Raw genomic sequence first — 14,819 nt, 5'->3', positions numbered from 1 at the left:
TGACCTCATGGCTGTTGTGAAGATCAACGCGATTGAAGTCCCCGAGGGCGCCGGCCCCGAGCTGGAGAAGCGGTTCGCGGCCCGGCACGGCGCCGTGGAGAACTCACCCGGCTTCCTCGGGTTCGAGCTGCTGCGCCCGGTGGCCGGCGACAACCGGTACTTCGTCTACACCCGCTGGGAGTCCGAGGAGGACTTCCAGAACTGGGCGAACGGCAGCGCCAAGGAGGCACACGCCGGCGAGCGCAGCCGCCCGGTCGCGTCCGGCGCGAGCCTGCTGGAGTTCGAGGTGGTCCAGCAGGTCCAGAAGCCCTGACCCGCGTGTTGACTTCGGGCGCGCTCCGCACCTCAAGTCCCCACGCAACCAGGAAACTCACCCGCGTGTTGACTTCGGGCGCGCTCCGCACCTGAAGTCAACACGCGGGTTGGTTCGGCCGGCGGTCAGCTGCCGGATTTGCGGGCCGCCGCGGCCACCAGCCGCTCGGCGACCACCCTGCGGTCCAGGCCGAGGCGCTGAGCGCTCTCCTGCAGCACCGCGTACGCCTCCTGCACCCCGCACCCGCGCTGCGCGATGATCACTCCGACCGCCCGGTCGACCTCGGCGCCCTCGGTGAGCGCCGCACGCCGCACCAATTCGCCGAGCAGCACCTCTGCCTGCCCGGCCAGGGCCATCGCGGTGACCAGCAGCTCCGGCGCAGGCTCACCGGGGTTCTCCAGGTAGACGCTGAGCGCCCCGACAGCGGTGCGCCGCACGTCGAGGGGGACCGCCGCCACGGCACGAACCCCGCTCGCGGCCGCCGCCTCACGCAACTGCGGCCAGCGATCGTCGTTGCACAGGTCACCGGCGGTCACCAGGGATCGGGTCCGGGCTGCTTCGAGACCCGGTCCGAGGCTCCCCTCGTACTGCTGACGATCGAAGGCCTCCCCCGCCGAGCCGGACGTGGCCTCCATGAGGGGGCCACCCTCGCCGATCAGCGCGACCGAGCAACGCACCGCGCCCGGCAGCGAGCCCACCGCGAGAGCGCTGAGGCGGTCCAGGGCACGCGGCAGCGTGTCCGCCGAGAGGAGCCGGACGGTCAGTTCGTGCAGAAGCCCGGCGAGTTCCACCGGATGCGGCCCGCCGGCGATCGTGACCAGCGCGGACGCCGATCGTCGGGACCTGCGGGAGGTGAGGGTACGCCGGAGCGAGCGAGCGCCCGAGGGCACGGCCGGGACGCGACGTTGCGGTGCGGACACGCCAGGGATACTGCCACGTCGATCGAGGATCGTGGGCGGGGAGGTGCCCCGTTCGGGGGCTCTCGCCCGGATAAACCTTCTCGTCCGGATAAACCTTCTCGTCTGGGCGAAGCGAAAAGTCTGACTCATCGAGTAAACCCGAAAAGTTCGAAAAATCCCGGAGATAGCAGAACGCCGCCCCTCGGCGAACCGAGGGGCGGCGCGAATGCCGGTGTGCAGGTCGCCTCGCGGCGAGCGGCTCAACACGGCTCCAGCCGAACTGGTATTCCGTGCAGGCAAAGGGTGAGGCCCGGGGACACTGGGCACACCGGCATTCGTAATCAACTGTCGGCCGTCCCGCCCGATTCCTGCAGTGATTGTGACCTGGATCACTACCACGTGTTTGCCCGGATCCGCCGTGGGTAGTCCGTGCCCGTGACTGACGACTTCCGTGAGCTGACCGAGTTCCTGGACGCCGCCTACGACGCCCAGGAGCGCCTGTCCAGCGGCGACCTGCAGCGCCGGGCGATCGCCGCGGACCTGCCCGCCGAGGCGCTGACCCGGATCGACGCGCTGCCCGAGGGCGAGTACGCCCAGGACGAGGCGGCCGAGGCCCTGCGCTCCCTGTGAGGGGGCGTCAGCCCTCGGCGCGCTTCCTGTGCGGGGGCGTCAGCCCTCGGCCTTCTCCTTGGAGATCGAGTACGCCATCTGCAGGAAGTCGGAGACCGCGGTGGCGGTGAGAACCGTCGCCGCGAGCCGGGTGAACCGCGGAGCGAGCACGAGTCCGCCGGTCAGCCCGGTCGCCACCCAGACGGCCAGGCAGAACGGGCAGGTGATCAGTTCGCCGATGCCGTGCCGGACACTGCTGCCCTCGTCCCGGACCTCCTCGTTGAGCTCCGCGGCGCCGGCCGGTTCGGCGTATCGGGTGAACGGGGCACGCAGCGGACTGGTCACCGCGTCCTTGGCGACCAGCCGGCTGAGCTTGTGGGTGGCGATCGACAGCAGCGCGACATCGGCCAGGGCGGGCCGTTCCGGCACTGGCCGGCCGGTCAGCTTGGTGGCGGCCACCAGGGCCGCGGACAGGGTGCCGAAGGCGCCCATCGCCACCAGGTAACCGTCCAGCGGCCGGTGTTCGTGCGGCGCGTACTCCCGGGCGATCCGGGTGAGGGTGGGTCGTGGCAGGGCCATGTCAGAAGTCCTGGGTGAGGCGGCTCGGGTCGACCTCACGCCCCGGGTACCGGGCCATGTACTCGGTCTCCAGCTCGGCCGTGCGCTTGAAGTGGTTCTCCAGCGCGGCGTCCGGCCCGTGCCGCAGCGTCTGCAGGCGGGTCCGGTACAGGCTGCCGAGTTCCCGGAACAAATCGTCGTCAGCCAGCCCCGCGGGGTCGATCCCGGTCTCGAACACCACCGGCGCGCCGTCCTCGAATCGCGCATCAGTCATCGCGTACCTCCGATCTTTCGGCTTCGCTCCGAGACCACGGTTGCCCGACCCTGCGGCTGCCAAACCCGCGCCGGTACGCTCGGGGGCATGAGAGGGCTGTGGACTCCGAGGTGGATGGCCGCTCATCTGCTCGCGCTGGTGCTCGCCGCCGGCTGCCTCGGCCTGGGCTGGTGGCAGTACAGCCGCGCCGCCGACGGCAACTCGATCAGCTGGGGCTACATGTTCCAGTGGCCGGTCTTCGGCGGCTTCGTGGTCTTCGTCTGGTTCCGCGAGGTGCAGCTCGCGCGCCGCAGGGCCGCGGGCGAGCCGGTCGAGGAGAGCACCCCGGCCCCGGAACCCGCGCCTCGCACGCCGGACGCCCCGGTCACGTTCAGCCGCCCGGTGCGCGTCGGGAACCGCCCGGCCGTCACCGAGGCCGACGACCCGGAGCTGGCCGCCTACAACGACTATCTGGCCTGGATGGCCGCCCACCCGGGCGCCCGCCCGGCCGACTATCCCCGCCAAGCCTCAGCCGAGCGACCCGCCCGCTGACAAGCCGGCGCCATCACCAAGGAGAAACAAGCCGTGCAGGGAGCCCTGACCCGTTACCGCACCATCGCCTGGATCGTCGGTGTGTTCCTGATCGTCCTGGTCCTGATCGGCATGCCGCTGAAGTACCTGGCGGACAACGACACGGTGGTCGCGATGGTCGGCCCGCTGCACGGCTTCCTCTACATGGTGTATCTGGTGCTCACGTTCGACCTGGCGCGCCGGGCGAAGTGGCCGTTCGGCCGAATGGTGATCGTCATGTTGGCCGGCACCATTCCGTTCTTCTCGTTCTGGGCAGAACGACAGGTGACGCGGCGCTGGGTTCCGGGCGTCTCTCCCGAACCGGCACTGAGCAATTAGTCCGGATCCCCGCGCCGAATTCACGCTTAGCTGCGATGAAATGACAGCGCGTTATCGGGATTAACTTCGCAACTAGGGCTATTGGCGTAAATCACTCGGCCGGGCCTTGATTTCTTTTCTTGCCCCGATAAGTTGATGCGGTTGGTCCGGTCCGCAGCCACAAACCCTCGGGTGGCGCCGGCCAACGCCGCCGAATCAATCGCGGCCATCCGGCGCCATCCCCCTACGGCGCCGGCCGTCGCGATCCCAACCGGGGACGGCTGGGCCTTCTTCCCGCCCACTGCCGTCAGCTGACACCCCGGTAGGCGGCGCAGCGGAAGAAAGGCCCTCTGACCAGTGCCACACCCCCGTACCAGGTTCCGGGCAGTCGTGGTCGCACTGACCGCGTTCGCGATCACCCTGTCGGGAGCCACCGCCGCCCACGCGGCCCCGTCCGCCGCCGAGCTCAAGAAGAAGATCAAGGCGGCCGAGGAGAAGCTGGAAGACGTCACCGAGTCGTACAACAAGATGCGGCTCGACGTGAAAGCGACAAAGGCCGAAGTGAAGCAGCTCGAAGAGTCGCTGAAGCCGACCCAGATCGCCCTCGCCGCGGCCAGCGCCAAGGTGGAGACGATCGCGACCACCACCTACATGCAGGGCCGGACCGGCGGCGTGACAGTGCTGGTCTCCGGCCAGCAGGGTGACCTGCTGGAGCGGCTCACGTTCATCGAGCAGATCGCCCGGGAGAACCAGCAGGACATCGACGAGTTCACCGAGACCACGCAGACGTTCGCGGAGCGCAAGGCCGCCCTGAAGACCACTCAGGCCAAGCAGTCCGCTCAGGTCAAGGAACTCGCCGACCGTAAGAAGAAGATCGAGTCGGACCTCGAGAAGCTGTACGACATGCGGGAGACCGCGTACGGCAGCGCCACCGAGGACACCGGGTCGTACACCGGCAAGGTTCCGAACATCGCCGGCTCGGCGGGCAAGGCGGTCTCCTACGCCTTCGGCGCCATCGGCAAGCCGTACGGCTTCGGCGACGACGGTCCGAGCTCCTACGACTGCTCCGGCCTCACCTCGGCGGCCTGGGCGTCAGCGGGCAAGTCGCTGCCACACAACGCGGCCGCGCAGTACCGCGCCACGGTACGGATCAGCAAGTCCGAACTGAAGCCGGGCGACCTGATCTTCTACCGCTCGAACGCGCACGTCGCCATATACGTCGGCGGCGGCAAGATCATCGACGCGCCCTCAGCGGGTCGCGACGTGCTCCACCGCTCGATGAACATCATGACCCCCAACGGCTACGGCCGGGTCAAGTAACACCCGCGCGAAAAAGGCCGGTGCCCCGTCGGGGCACCGGCCTTTTCGTTGTCCTGGGAGGAATTGTCCAGGGGAGTCGTCGTAGGCGGGAAGGAAGGTCAGGCGGCCTGCAGGCCCTCGGCGCGGGCCAGCTCGCGCAGCCGGCCGAGCGCCTGGATCTCCAGCTGGCGGATGCGCTCGCGGCTCAGCGAGAAGCGCGAGGCCACCTCGGTCAGCGAGTGCTCACGGCCGTCCTCCAGGCCGTAACGCGCCCGCATGATGCCGGCGGACCGGTCGTCCAGGTGGTTCAGCAGGCCCTCGATGCGCTGGCGCTCCAGAGCGCTGAGCACGATGTCCTCGGGGGACGGCGCGTCGCTGTCGGCGACCAGGTCGCCGAGGTTGGTGTCGCCGTCGTCGCCGACGGGGGTGTCGAGCGAGACGGTGTCCTGCGCCCAGCGGGTGAGCTCGTTGACCCGCTCGACGGTCACGCCGAGCGCCGCAGCGATCTGCTCGGGCTCGGGGTCGCCGCCCAGCTCACGGACGAGCTGGCGGGTGACGTTGCGCATCCGGTTGACGTCCTCGACCAGGTGCACGGGGAGGCGCACGGTGCGCTCCTGCTGGGCGATGGCCCGGCTGATCGCCTGACGCACCCACCAGGTGGCGTAGGTGGAGAACTTGAAGCCCTTTTCGTAGTCGAACTTCTCCACGGCGCGGACCAGGCCGGTGTTGCCCTCCTGGATCAGGTCGAGCATCGGCATGCCGGACCGCACGTAGCGTCGTGCGATCGAGACGACCAGGCGCAGGTTCGCGCGGATGAACAGGTCCTTGGCACGCTGGCCCTCGGTGACGAGCCGCTCCAACTCCTCCCGGCTCACGCCGCGCCGCTCCTCGCCCTGCTCGAGCAGGTGCTCGGCGTAGAGGCCCGCCTCGATCGTCCGGGAGAGCTCGACCTCTCGCTCGGCGTCCAACAGCGGCGTCCGGGAGATTTCGTGCAGGTAGACTCCGACGAGGTCGCGCTCTTCGGCGACCTGATCGGTACGCATCACGGTGCTCTTCTCCACGTTGCCCACGGTCCCCTCATTGCCGTCACTAACCCTGTTACGGGCATTACCTGCGTCCATCAGCCCTCTCCCGTAACGTCCGCAGCTCGTGCATTGCGGTTGCTGCCTGCTGCCTGCATTCCTTCAGAACAACAAATTGCTGCCAGCGCTGATTCCGACCGGCAGATCGAAAGTGTCACGAATGCCTGGGTGCTACCTGAGAGCCCAGTGCGGGGTAGCTGAGTGCGTTCTCCGGCGGCTCGTCTCGTAGACAGCCGGATACCCCTCGCGCGTCTCATAACACCATCGGCCTCTCATCGATCACAGCGACGGGCATCACCTTGGGCTGCGCGATGCTCGTCACCCCCAAGTACGGGAATCGCACTCGCCGGGTTCATGTGCAGCATCGGCCGGTCGACGTCGGGCCTGAAACAAACGCCACCGCGAAGTCCCGTCTCACCGAGCCGTTCGGGACCACCGGTCACAATGCGCCACGCCGCGCCACAGTTCACTCGCCCGCACGGGTGACGCCGCAGGAGCGCCGAATATTCCCAGGTGACAGCCAGGTGGGCGGGTTCAGTGAGCAAAAGCACAGCCACGGTCGTGTGACAAGCTTCGCCATATGACGGACACGCGTACGGCTCTGATCACGGGCGGGACCGGCGCACTGGGCGCCGCGACCGTCTCCGCGTTTCTCGAGGCGGGGTGGCGGGTGGTGGCACCGGTCCGGCCCGGGACCGCCGGACGGCTTCCGGCCGGCGCGATCGCCGTGGACGCGGACCTCACGAACGCGGATCAGGTCACCGCCGCGGCCGGCCGGGCGGCGAGCGACCAGGGCGCCCCGCTCAAGGCGGTGGTCAATCTCGCCGGTGGGTACGGGGGAAGCGGGCTGATCGCCGACACCCCGGTCGAGGATTTCGAGGCGATGTTCGCCGCCAACCTGCGGCCGGCCTACCTCACCACGGCGGCCGCCCTGCCGTACCTGATGGCCGCCGGAGGTGGCTCGGTGGTCTTCGTGTCGTCGCGGGCAGCCGTCGCGCCGTTCCCCGGCGCGGCCGGTTACGTCGCCTCCAAGGCCGCCGTCCTGGCGCTGGCCGAGACGGTCGCTGTCGAGTACAGGAAGCAGCGCGTGCGCTCCAACACGGTGCTGCCCAGCGTCATCGACACCCCGGCGAACCGAGCCGCTCAGCCCACCGCCGACGCCAGCCGCTGGGTGGCGCCCGAGGAGATCGCCGAGGTGATCCTCTTCCTGGCGTCGGACGCCTCCACCCCGACCAGCGGCGCCCGCATCCCGGTTTACGGCCAGGCCTGATTTCCGGCCGGGCCCGGTCAGAACACCTCGGCCAGCTGGAAGCCGAGCACCGCGAACGCCGCGAGCAGCGGTCCCGCCGCGAGCACCAGCGCCCGCACGACCGGACGCCGGCGCGGCGCCGGGACCACCCTGGCCTGCTGCGCCCGGCGTGCGGCCAGCTCGGCCTGGATCTGGGCGGCGACCTGGTCCGGGGTGCCGTTCGCGTCGATCACCACGAAGCTCGTGTACTCCGGCAGCGAGCGGTAGGCCCGGTCCGCCGCGTTCAGGTAGTCCATCGACTCGTGGTCGTAGCCGCGGCGGTCGATCCGCTGCTGGGCGACCGCCGGGTCGACAGCGAGCAGGAACGTGACGTCCGGCGCGGGGAACAGCCGGTAGGCGAGCCGGGCCCGACGCTCGGCGGCCGGTCGCGCGCCCCGGGCCCGCAGGCTCGCGTACTGGCAGTACGCGTACCGGTCCATCACCGCGATCTTCCGGGAGACCGTGCGGCGCAGCATCGTGCGCAGGATCGCCAGCCAGCGCAGCACCGACTCGATCGCCAGCATCCCCCGGCGGCCGACCAGCGCCTCCGCGTCGTCGCGGCCCAGCAGCCCGGCGACCCGGCCCACCCAGTGCCGGCCGCCGGCGTTACGGCGGTACCCGGCTGGGATCCCGGCCGCGGTCAGCTCCTCGGCCAGCCGGTGCGCCTGAGTCGTCTTTCCGGAACCGTCGATGCCGATGAGGGCGACGGTCCGGACGCCGGTTTGCTTCTCGCGGAGAGCCATACCAACTTACGGTAGCTCCGGCCTGCACGTTCCGTTTCGCACCCCGGAACACCTGGGCCGGGCCAGAATGGCCTCGGGGGTTCAAGGTGGGGCGACTCCGGGTAGTCGTTCACGGACCGGACACGGGACCAGGAGGTCGCCATGCCACACCGTGTGGACGAAGGATTGGCCGTCACCTTGAAGCGCGTCGCGTCCACGCTCAAAGGCGCGGACATCCCGTTCGCGCTCGGCGGGAGCTTCGCGGTCTACGCGCGCGGGGGTTACTCCAGCGATCACGACGTGGACTTTCTGATCCGGGAACAGGACAAGGATCGGGCGCTGCAAGAGCTGTCGAGTGTTGGATTCGAGACCGAACAGCCACCCGAGGACTGGTTGGTCAAGGTTTATGACGAGGGCCGGATGGCCGATCTGATCTACCGTCCGGTGGAGTCGCCGGTCACCGACGAGACGCTGCAGGACACCGATCAGATCTCGGTCGAGGCGATCTACATGCCGGTGCTCTCCGCCACCCAGCTGATGATTCACAAGCTGCTCAGCTACAGCCAGCACTACTGCAATTTCGCCACCGGCCTTCCGGTGGCCCGCTCGCTGCGCGAGCAGATCGATTGGGACCGGGTACGCCGGGAGACCGCCAAATCGCCGTACGCGGACGCGTTCTTCGTGCTCCTCGACCGGCTCGACGTCGTCTCGTTCCCGGCACACGAGCTTGGGGTAGGGGGATGAGATGACCCATCAGATCGACCTGGAGGCCGAGATCCAGCGATTGCTCACCGAGCATGACCGGATCGCCGAGCAGGGCATCACGGTCCAGCGCCGGGAGCACGAGATCGTCCTCGGCGGGGAGGTGGAGAGCGCGGAGCGCCGCGACGAGATCTGCCGGCAGCTCAACGACCACTTCCCGGATATCGATATCACCTGTGACATCGGCATCACCCGGGCCCAGGCGCCCAGCGAGGTGGAGGAGATTTCATGATCCGGATCGCTGCCGTGGGCGACGTCCACGTGGACAAGGACGTGGTCGGCCGGTACCGGCCCGCTCTCGAGGAGCTTCCCGAGCGGGCCGACGCGCTGCTCATCGCCGGTGACCTCACCCGGCACGGCACCGTGGAGGAGGCCCGCTGCTTCGCGGAGGAGTTCGGCGGCCTCGCCGTGCCGGTCGTGGTGGTGCTCGGCAACCACGACCATCAGAGCGACCTGCAGGACGACGTCACCAAGACGCTCACCGACGCCGGCATCACCGTGCTGGAGTGCTCGGCGACCGTACTGGAGATCCGCGGGCACCGGCTCGGCATCGCCGGCACCAAGGGGTTCGGCGGCGGCTTCGCCGGTGCGTGCGCGAGCAACTTCGGCGAGCGGGAGATGAAGGATTTCGTCGGCACCACCGAGGACCTCTCGGCTCGGCTCGGCGAGGCCCTGCGCTCGGTCCAGTGTGACGCGCTCGTCGCGCTCACCCATTACGCGCCGGTGCCGGAGACGCTCGTCGGCGAGCCGCTGGAGATCTACCCCTTCCTCGGCTGTTACCAGCTCGGGCAGGCGATCGACTCGGCGCCGACCGCGCTCGCCCTGCACGGGCACGCGCACCACGGCTCGGAGCGCGGCCGCACGGCCGGCGGCGTGCCCGTCCGCAACGTGGCGCACCCGGTGATCAAGCAGGCGTACAACGTGTACCAGCTGTTGTCCGAATCGGTCGACACCGAGCTCGCCCACGTCTGAGGATCACAGGTTTTCGATTTCCCGGCTTCGGGTATCGGATGGACATGGCTCTTCTGCTTTGGATTCTCGCCGTAATTCTCGTGGTCGCCGGCATCCTCGCGCTGTTCCGGCGGCAGATCCTCTGGGGGGTCGTCCTGATCATCGTCGGTCTGCTCGTCGGCCCCGGCGGTGTCAGCATCTTCAATGTATGACGCCGTGGTCTGACACGGCCCTCACCGCGAACCGGGATCGCCGCCGCCTCGTCCACCTGGGACTGGGCGACGGTGGTCCCGGTTCTCTTTGGTTTGCCGACGCACATGAGGTGCGATGCACGGTCGCTGATTTCTGACTGAATCCCCCGCGGACGATCGCCGACTTCCGCGAGGTAACCAGTGGCTCACGTGCATCACTTCACCTATGGGGCGTTCAATCCGATAGCCGCCTATCTCCTGGCGTTTCTCGGATCGTTCCTCGGGCTGCTCTGCACCGGACGGGCGCGTGACGCGCACAGCCGGGGCCGGCGCAACCGCTGGCTGGTGATCGCGGCCTTCGCGATCGGTGGCGGCGGCATCTGGCTGATGCACTTCTCCGCGATGCTGGGCTTCGACGTCCCGGACAGCCCGGTCCGGTACGACCTCACGCTGACCCTGCTCAGCCTCGCCTTCGCGGTGCTGACCGTCGGCGTCGGGCTGATCGTGGTCGGACATGGCAAGCGCAGCACCGGCCGGATCCTCACGGCCGGCGCCCTGACCGGCAGCGGCGTGATCGCGATGCACTACACCGGCATGGAGGGCATGCGGATCGCGGCCACCATCCACTACTCCCCCGCGCTGGTGATCGCGTCGGCGGCGATCGCGCTCGCGGCCAGCACTGTGGCGCTCTGGTTCGCCGTCTCGGTCCGCGGCTGGTCGCGGATCACCGGCGCCGCAGCGGTGATGGCCGTGGCGGTCTGTGGCATGCACTACACCGGGATGGCCGCCATGTCGATCGAGCTGGACCCGGCCGGCACCGCGCCCGGCGGCATCCGCCCGCTCACCATGCTCGTCCCGATCACCGTGATCACCGCTGCCACGATCATCGGGGTCGCGCTGAGCGCCCTGCAGGCGATGACCGAGGAGGAGTTCACCGACGGCGCCGGCACGCCGAAACGCGGCGTGCACGCGGAGAACCCGCAGCCCTGGTCCCGGAAGGGAACCTCGATGGGCGCCGTGCGGCTCTCCCCGGCCGCCCGCGCCGTGGTGTCCGGCCGCGCCGCCGCCGGCACCCGACCGTCCCCGGGCCCGCGCCCCTCGCCCCGTCCCACTCCGGCGGCAACCGCCGCACCGGAAGTCACTCCCGCGGGGCCCGCCGCCCCGCCGGCTGTCGTGCCACCCGCCACGTCCGGGGGCTGAGCGAAACCCGCGAACGGCTCTGATCGGGTATATCTGATCGGCATGGCACCACGGATGCTGCTCTCGATGCCACTGCACGCGATCACGGAGGTGTACGGCGAGGCCGGGTTACGCGACCGGTTCGCTCTCGAACTGGAGTCCTTCCCCGATGCCGACCGAGAGAAGCTGACCGATGCGCTGGACCTGGCCGCCACTCTGCACTCCGGCGACCGGCGGGTCCGCGAGCCGTACCTGAACCATCTGCTCCGGGTCGCCATCCGGATCATCAAGTACTACGGGGTGCGGGACACCGACGTGCTGATCGCGGCGCTGCTGCACGACGCGGTCGAGGACCACCCGGCCGAGCTGGGCGGCGTGCCGGCGGCCACCCCGTACCCGGAGGCCACCGAGGCGGCGCTCACCGTGCTGGCCCGCCGGTTCAACTGCCGGGTCGCCGACCTCGTCCGCTCGGTCACCAACCCGGAGTACGACCCGGCACGGGACCGCCACGAGCAGTACCGGGAGCACGTGACGGAGAACCTGGATCGAGATCCGTGGGCGCGAGTGATCAAGATCTCGGACTTCACCGACAACGGCGTGGGTGTCATCCACACGAGCCTGGACAAGGCGTTCCGGGCCGCGACGAAGTACCGCCCTCTCGTGCCTACGCTGCGGGAACTCGTCGGCCGGCCGGACACTCCGCTCTCCACCCAGGCCAAGGAGCACATCCTCGATCAGCTCGACCTGGCCGAGGAGCGATTCGCGGCCATTCTGGACGTCTGACCGGGGCCGCCGCCTAACCTGGGCGCATGCCCTCCACAGAAGCCTGGTGGCGTGACGCCGTCATTTACCAGATCTACCCACGCTCGTTCGCCGACTCGAACGGTGACGGCATGGGCGACCTGCCCGGTATCACCGCGCGCCTGCCTCAGCTCCGCCGGCTCGGCGTCGACGCCGTGTGGCTCTCGCCGTTCTACCCGAGTCCGCAGCACGACGCCGGGTACGACGTCGCCGACTACCGGGGCGTCGACCCGCGGTTCGGCTCGCTCGGCGACGCCGACAAGCTGATCACCACCGCACACGAGCTCGACCTCAAGATCATCGTGGATCTGGTGCCGAACCACACCTCCAGCGACCACGTCTGGTTCCAGGCCGCGCTGCGCTCGGCGCCGGGCAGCCCGGAGCGCGAGCGCTACATCTTCCGCGACGGCAAGGGGCCGGACGGCAGCGAGCCGCCCAACTCGTGGCAGAGCGTGTTCGGTGGCTCCGCGTGGCAGCGCCTGGACGACGGCCAGTGGTACCTGCACCTGTTCGACGTCTCGCAGCCCGACCTGAACTGGGACCACCCGGAGGTCCGCGCCGAGTTCCTCGACATCCTGCGGTTCTGGCTGGACCGGGGCGTCGACGGTTTCCGGGTGGACGTGGCGCACGGCCTGATCAAGGACGCCGAGCTGACCGACTGGACCAGCCCGGCGACGGTGCTCGGCGGCCTGGAGCCGGTCGGCCCACCGCCGCCCATGTGGGACCAGGAGGGCGTGCACGAGATCTACCGGCAGTGGCGGGCCGTCCTCGACGAGTACCCGGGCGGCCGGATCCTGGTCGCCGAGGCCTGGGTACAGCCCGAGGAGCGGCTGGCCCGGTACGTGCGGCCCGACGAGATGCACCAGGCGTTCAACTTCCCGTACCTGGAGGCGCCCTGGAAGCCGGCCGAGCTCCGCGCGATCATCGACTCGTCGCTCGCCGCCAACGCCACGGTCGGCGCGACCACCACCTGGGTGCTGTCGAACCACGACGTGGTGCGGCACGCCTCCCGGCTCGGTTTCCCGGCCGGCGAGCCGCGCAAGCCCGGCATCGGCGCCGACGACCCGCAGCCGGACGTCGCCCTCGGCCTGCGCCGGGCCCGCGCCGCCACGCTGCTGATGCTCGGCCTGCCCGGCTCGGCCTACCTGTACCAGGGTGAGGAGCTCGGGCTCCCGGAGCACACCACGCTGCCCGACGAGGTCCGCGAGGACCCGGCCTGGGAGCGGTCGGGTCACGCCGAGAAGGGCCGGGACGGCTGCCGGGTCCCGATCCCGTGGGAGGCGGACGCCCCGTCCTACGGGTTCGGCCCCTCGGACGCGAGCTGGCTGCCGCAGCCGGCGGTCTGGGCGGAGTACGCGCTGGACCGGCAGGCCGACGTGCCCGGTTCGACGTACGAGCTGTACCGGTCGGCGCTCGCCGCCCGGCGTGAGCACGCGCTCGGCTCCGGCTCGCTGGCGTGGGCGGACACCGGGGAGAGCTCGCTCGCGTTCCGCAACGGCGGGCTGCTCGTGGTCACCAACTTCGGTGCCGAGCCGGTGGCCCTACCGGCCGGCGCCCGAGTCCTGCTGTCCAGCGAGCCCCTGGACGCCGAGGGCCGGGTCCCGCTCGACGTCACCGTCTGGGCGCTCGTCTGATTCGGCCGCCACGGCCAGCAGGGCGTTGTGCGTGTCGGCCATGTCCGCCGCCACCGTCCTGCTGGCCAGCCAGTACATGATGCCGGTCGGGATGAAGAAGAACTGGAAGGCGGCCAGCCCCACCGCGTAGTTCAGCGGCGGCGGGAACGCTCCGGCCAGCCCCCGGAACGCGACCCCGACCAGCGCGTTGCCGCCGGCCCGGCCGACGCCGTTGACAAGGTTGCCGAGGCTGTAGACGGTGCCGCGGTGCTGCGGCGGGTTCACGTCGGCGATCATCGCGAACCAGTTCGGCGAGTTCGCCGACGTCAGCATCAGCGCGAACACGGCGATGGCGAGGCAGGCCGCGACGGTCGGCTCGGTCACCACGTTCACCAGGACCTCACGGATCAGCGTGCCGGTGGCCGCGCCGTCGGTCACGGTGATCTCCATCGGGACGAAGAAGAGCACCACGTAGAAGGGCACCGCGGCGAGCACGCCGACCGAGGCGACGAGGGCGCGGCCGCGCGGGGTGCGCCGCTGCAACCGGTCGCCGGCCAGCCCGCCGAGGATCGACAGCGCCGCGCCCAGCTGGAAGATCGTCGCGAAGACGCTGCCGACCAGCACCGCCGTGCCCGCCGAGTACCCCTGATCCTCGGCCCGCGCCCGGAACAGGATCGGCAGCCAGACCAGCGAGCCGAACGCTATCTGCGCGGTGCCGCCCTGCAGGATCAACCACACATTGGTACGGCGTCGCAGGATGACCGGAAGATCCTCATGATGGATCCGCTCGTCGTAGTCGACGCCCGCCAGCTCGGGCTGGCTCTCGCCCCGCGGCACGTTGTAGGTGAACAGGTACGCGCAGGTGGCGAGCACGCCAGCCGCCGCGGTCACCAGGAACGGCCGGCGCCAGTCGTCGTGTCCGAGAATGCCGCCGACGAGCGTGCCCGCTAGGGTGCCGACGCCCTGCGACAGACCCCAGAAACTCATCACCAGTCCCCGCCGGCGCGGTGAGATCAGGTCGCTCACCACGGCGAAGCTGACCGACGCCACCCCGCCGAGACCGAACGCCGCGACCACCTGCGCGGTGAGGAACGACGGATAGCTGCCGGCCAGGCCGGACCAGGCGGTGCCGAGCACCCAGATCGCGGTGCCGGCCACGAGCACCGGTTTACGGTCGGTACGGTCCCCGACGTACGCGAAGCCGATCGCCGCCACCGCGCTGATCAGGAACATGGCAGTGGTCGCCAGCGCGATGTGCCCCTCACTGACGCCGAGGTCCGTGCCGATGCTGCTGTAGAGCGGGGGGACGATGCCGATGGCGACGTTGTCGAGCGCGGCCAGGATCACGAACACCACCACGCTGTAGGCGCGGTGCACGGTCCCACCCCTGCCCATCACGCGGTAGAGGGTA

Annotated in this window: 19 protein-coding genes; 13 read left to right on the top strand and 6 right to left on the bottom strand. The window is 69.9% G+C overall.

Annotated features, from left to right (window positions below; translation table 11 throughout):
• The first annotated feature begins 7 nt into the window (after window positions 1-7).
• Entirely contained in the window at window positions 8-313 is a 306-nt protein-coding gene (locus AB0F72_RS18370) for an antibiotic biosynthesis monooxygenase (RefSeq protein WP_360432198.1), read from the top strand.
• 125 nt (window positions 314-438) lie between these two features.
• On the opposite strand, the gene AB0F72_RS18365 is transcribed toward AB0F72_RS18370, so the two are convergent.
• Window positions 439-1,233, bottom strand: coding sequence for a GAF and ANTAR domain-containing protein (locus tag AB0F72_RS18365; protein ID WP_360432195.1), 795 nt, complete (start codon window positions 1,231-1,233; stop codon window positions 439-441).
• A 408-nt stretch (window positions 1,234-1,641) separates the two neighbouring features.
• Here AB0F72_RS18365 and AB0F72_RS18360 point away from each other — a divergent pair, with 408 nt between their 5' ends.
• Window positions 1,642-1,842 (top strand): hypothetical protein, encoded by a 201-nt coding sequence (locus tag AB0F72_RS18360; RefSeq protein ID WP_360432192.1) that lies wholly within the window; start codon window positions 1,642-1,644, stop codon window positions 1,840-1,842.
• 39 nt (window positions 1,843-1,881) lie between these two features.
• Here the strand turns inward: AB0F72_RS18360 and AB0F72_RS18355 are convergent, their stop codons facing one another.
• Both AB0F72_RS18355 and AB0F72_RS18350 read right to left on the bottom strand, forming a co-directional pair.
• Window positions 1,882-2,400 (bottom strand): DUF1360 domain-containing protein, encoded by a 519-nt coding sequence (locus AB0F72_RS18355; RefSeq protein ID WP_360432189.1) that lies wholly within the window; start codon window positions 2,398-2,400, stop codon window positions 1,882-1,884.
• Window position 2,401: 1 nt separating this feature from the next.
• On the bottom strand, window positions 2,402-2,653 hold the full coding sequence (locus AB0F72_RS18350; protein WP_360432186.1) for a DUF6158 family protein: 252 nt from the start codon (window positions 2,651-2,653) through the stop codon (window positions 2,402-2,404).
• A gap of 87 nt (window positions 2,654-2,740) precedes the next feature.
• Between AB0F72_RS18350 and AB0F72_RS18345 the strand changes: the two genes are divergently transcribed.
• From AB0F72_RS18345 to AB0F72_RS18335, 3 genes are all read left to right on the top strand, one after another.
• Window positions 2,741-3,184: a hypothetical protein gene (locus AB0F72_RS18345; protein WP_360432183.1), complete on the top strand. Its 444-nt coding sequence runs from the start codon at window positions 2,741-2,743 to the stop codon at window positions 3,182-3,184.
• A gap of 33 nt (window positions 3,185-3,217) precedes the next feature.
• On the top strand, window positions 3,218-3,541 hold the full coding sequence (locus tag AB0F72_RS18340; protein WP_360432180.1) for a DUF3817 domain-containing protein: 324 nt from the start codon (window positions 3,218-3,220) through the stop codon (window positions 3,539-3,541).
• 369 nt (window positions 3,542-3,910) lie between these two features.
• Window positions 3,911-4,840 carry an NlpC/P60 family protein gene (locus AB0F72_RS18335; protein WP_360432177.1) on the top strand — a complete coding sequence of 310 codons (930 nt, stop codon included), beginning with the start codon at window positions 3,911-3,913 and terminating at the stop codon, window positions 4,838-4,840.
• A 98-nt stretch (window positions 4,841-4,938) separates the two neighbouring features.
• Here AB0F72_RS18335 and AB0F72_RS18330 read toward each other — a convergent pair whose 3' ends face one another.
• The gene (locus tag AB0F72_RS18330; RefSeq protein ID WP_014441168.1) at window positions 4,939-5,940 is read right to left on the bottom strand and encodes a sigma-70 family RNA polymerase sigma factor; all 1,002 of its coding nucleotides are present in this window, start codon (window positions 5,938-5,940) and stop codon (window positions 4,939-4,941) included.
• Window positions 5,941-6,481: 541 nt separating this feature from the next.
• Between AB0F72_RS18330 and AB0F72_RS18325 the strand changes: the two genes are divergently transcribed.
• Window positions 6,482-7,171, top strand: a complete 690-nt coding sequence (locus AB0F72_RS18325) for an SDR family NAD(P)-dependent oxidoreductase (RefSeq protein ID WP_360432174.1) — start codon at window positions 6,482-6,484, stop codon at window positions 7,169-7,171.
• Between the two features lie 17 nt (window positions 7,172-7,188).
• Here the strand turns inward: AB0F72_RS18325 and AB0F72_RS18320 are convergent, their stop codons facing one another.
• A complete protein-coding gene (locus AB0F72_RS18320; RefSeq protein WP_360432171.1) occupies window positions 7,189-7,932 on the bottom strand; it encodes a thymidylate kinase in 744 nt (247 codons plus the stop codon).
• Between the two features lie 141 nt (window positions 7,933-8,073).
• Between AB0F72_RS18320 and AB0F72_RS18315 the strand changes: the two genes are divergently transcribed.
• The 7 genes from AB0F72_RS18315 to AB0F72_RS18285 all read left to right on the top strand — a co-directional run bounded on the left by AB0F72_RS18315 (window position 8,074) and on the right by AB0F72_RS18285 (window position 13,429).
• A complete protein-coding gene (locus AB0F72_RS18315) occupies window positions 8,074-8,655 on the top strand; it encodes a nucleotidyltransferase family protein (RefSeq protein ID WP_360432168.1) in 582 nt (193 codons plus the stop codon).
• Window position 8,656: 1 nt separating this feature from the next.
• Entirely contained in the window at window positions 8,657-8,905 is a 249-nt protein-coding gene (locus tag AB0F72_RS18310) for a hypothetical protein (RefSeq protein ID WP_360432165.1), read from the top strand.
• Window positions 8,902-9,645 carry a metallophosphoesterase gene (locus AB0F72_RS18305; RefSeq protein ID WP_360432162.1) on the top strand — a complete coding sequence of 248 codons (744 nt, stop codon included), beginning with the start codon at window positions 8,902-8,904 and terminating at the stop codon, window positions 9,643-9,645. Before AB0F72_RS18310 ends, AB0F72_RS18305 begins: the two co-directional genes overlap by 4 nt.
• 44 nt (window positions 9,646-9,689) lie before the next feature.
• Complete coding sequence (locus tag AB0F72_RS18300; RefSeq protein WP_172666564.1) at window positions 9,690-9,836, top strand: GPGG-motif small membrane protein; 147 nt, start codon at window positions 9,690-9,692, stop codon at window positions 9,834-9,836.
• Between the two features lie 180 nt (window positions 9,837-10,016).
• On the top strand, window positions 10,017-11,015 hold the full coding sequence (locus AB0F72_RS18295) for an MHYT domain-containing protein (RefSeq protein WP_360432159.1): 999 nt from the start codon (window positions 10,017-10,019) through the stop codon (window positions 11,013-11,015).
• Window positions 11,016-11,057: 42 nt separating this feature from the next.
• The gene (locus AB0F72_RS18290; RefSeq protein WP_360432156.1) at window positions 11,058-11,777 is read left to right on the top strand and encodes an HD domain-containing protein; all 720 of its coding nucleotides are present in this window, start codon (window positions 11,058-11,060) and stop codon (window positions 11,775-11,777) included.
• Window positions 11,778-11,803: 26 nt separating this feature from the next.
• The gene (locus AB0F72_RS18285) at window positions 11,804-13,429 is read left to right on the top strand and encodes a glycoside hydrolase family 13 protein (protein ID WP_360432153.1); all 1,626 of its coding nucleotides are present in this window, start codon (window positions 11,804-11,806) and stop codon (window positions 13,427-13,429) included.
• On the opposite strand, the gene AB0F72_RS18280 is transcribed toward AB0F72_RS18285, so the two are convergent.
• Window positions 13,337-14,803: an MFS transporter gene (locus tag AB0F72_RS18280; protein WP_360432430.1), complete on the bottom strand. Its 1,467-nt coding sequence runs from the start codon at window positions 14,801-14,803 to the stop codon at window positions 13,337-13,339. The genes AB0F72_RS18285 and AB0F72_RS18280 overlap by 93 nt on opposite strands.
• Window positions 14,804-14,819: the final 16 nt, after the last annotated feature.

The organism is Actinoplanes sp. NPDC023936, from assembly GCF_040639325.1.
Classification (GTDB): domain Bacteria; phylum Actinomycetota; class Actinomycetes; order Mycobacteriales; family Micromonosporaceae; genus Actinoplanes.
This window is presented reverse-complemented; position numbering and strand designations above follow the sequence as displayed.

What these genes read in the sequence shown, in the direction of transcription:
- AB0F72_RS18370 (WP_360432198.1), top strand. Translation starts at nt 8, where the DNA reads ATGGCTGTTGTGAAGATCAACGCGATTGAAGTCCCCGAGGGCGCCGGC.
- AB0F72_RS18355 (WP_360432189.1), bottom strand. Translation starts at nt 2,400, where the DNA reads ATGGCCCTGCCACGACCCACCCTCACCCGGATCGCCCGGGAGTACGCG.
- AB0F72_RS18350 (WP_360432186.1), bottom strand. Translation starts at nt 2,653, where the DNA reads ATGACTGATGCGCGATTCGAGGACGGCGCGCCGGTGGTGTTCGAGACC.
- AB0F72_RS18345 (WP_360432183.1), top strand. Translation starts at nt 2,741, where the DNA reads ATGAGAGGGCTGTGGACTCCGAGGTGGATGGCCGCTCATCTGCTCGCG.
- AB0F72_RS18330 (WP_014441168.1), bottom strand. Translation starts at nt 5,940, where the DNA reads ATGGACGCAGGTAATGCCCGTAACAGGGTTAGTGACGGCAATGAGGGG.
- AB0F72_RS18325 (WP_360432174.1), top strand. Translation starts at nt 6,482, where the DNA reads ATGACGGACACGCGTACGGCTCTGATCACGGGCGGGACCGGCGCACTG.
- AB0F72_RS18320 (WP_360432171.1), bottom strand. Translation starts at nt 7,932, where the DNA reads ATGGCTCTCCGCGAGAAGCAAACCGGCGTCCGGACCGTCGCCCTCATC.
- AB0F72_RS18315 (WP_360432168.1), top strand. Translation starts at nt 8,074, where the DNA reads ATGCCACACCGTGTGGACGAAGGATTGGCCGTCACCTTGAAGCGCGTC.
- AB0F72_RS18310 (WP_360432165.1), top strand. Translation starts at nt 8,657, where the DNA reads ATGACCCATCAGATCGACCTGGAGGCCGAGATCCAGCGATTGCTCACC.
- AB0F72_RS18305 (WP_360432162.1), top strand. Translation starts at nt 8,902, where the DNA reads ATGATCCGGATCGCTGCCGTGGGCGACGTCCACGTGGACAAGGACGTG.
- AB0F72_RS18300 (WP_172666564.1), top strand. Translation starts at nt 9,690, where the DNA reads ATGGCTCTTCTGCTTTGGATTCTCGCCGTAATTCTCGTGGTCGCCGGC.
- AB0F72_RS18290 (WP_360432156.1), top strand. Translation starts at nt 11,058, where the DNA reads ATGGCACCACGGATGCTGCTCTCGATGCCACTGCACGCGATCACGGAG.
- AB0F72_RS18285 (WP_360432153.1), top strand. Translation starts at nt 11,804, where the DNA reads ATGCCCTCCACAGAAGCCTGGTGGCGTGACGCCGTCATTTACCAGATC.
- AB0F72_RS18280 (WP_360432430.1), bottom strand. Translation starts at nt 14,803, where the DNA reads ATGGGCAGGGGTGGGACCGTGCACCGCGCCTACAGCGTGGTGGTGTTC.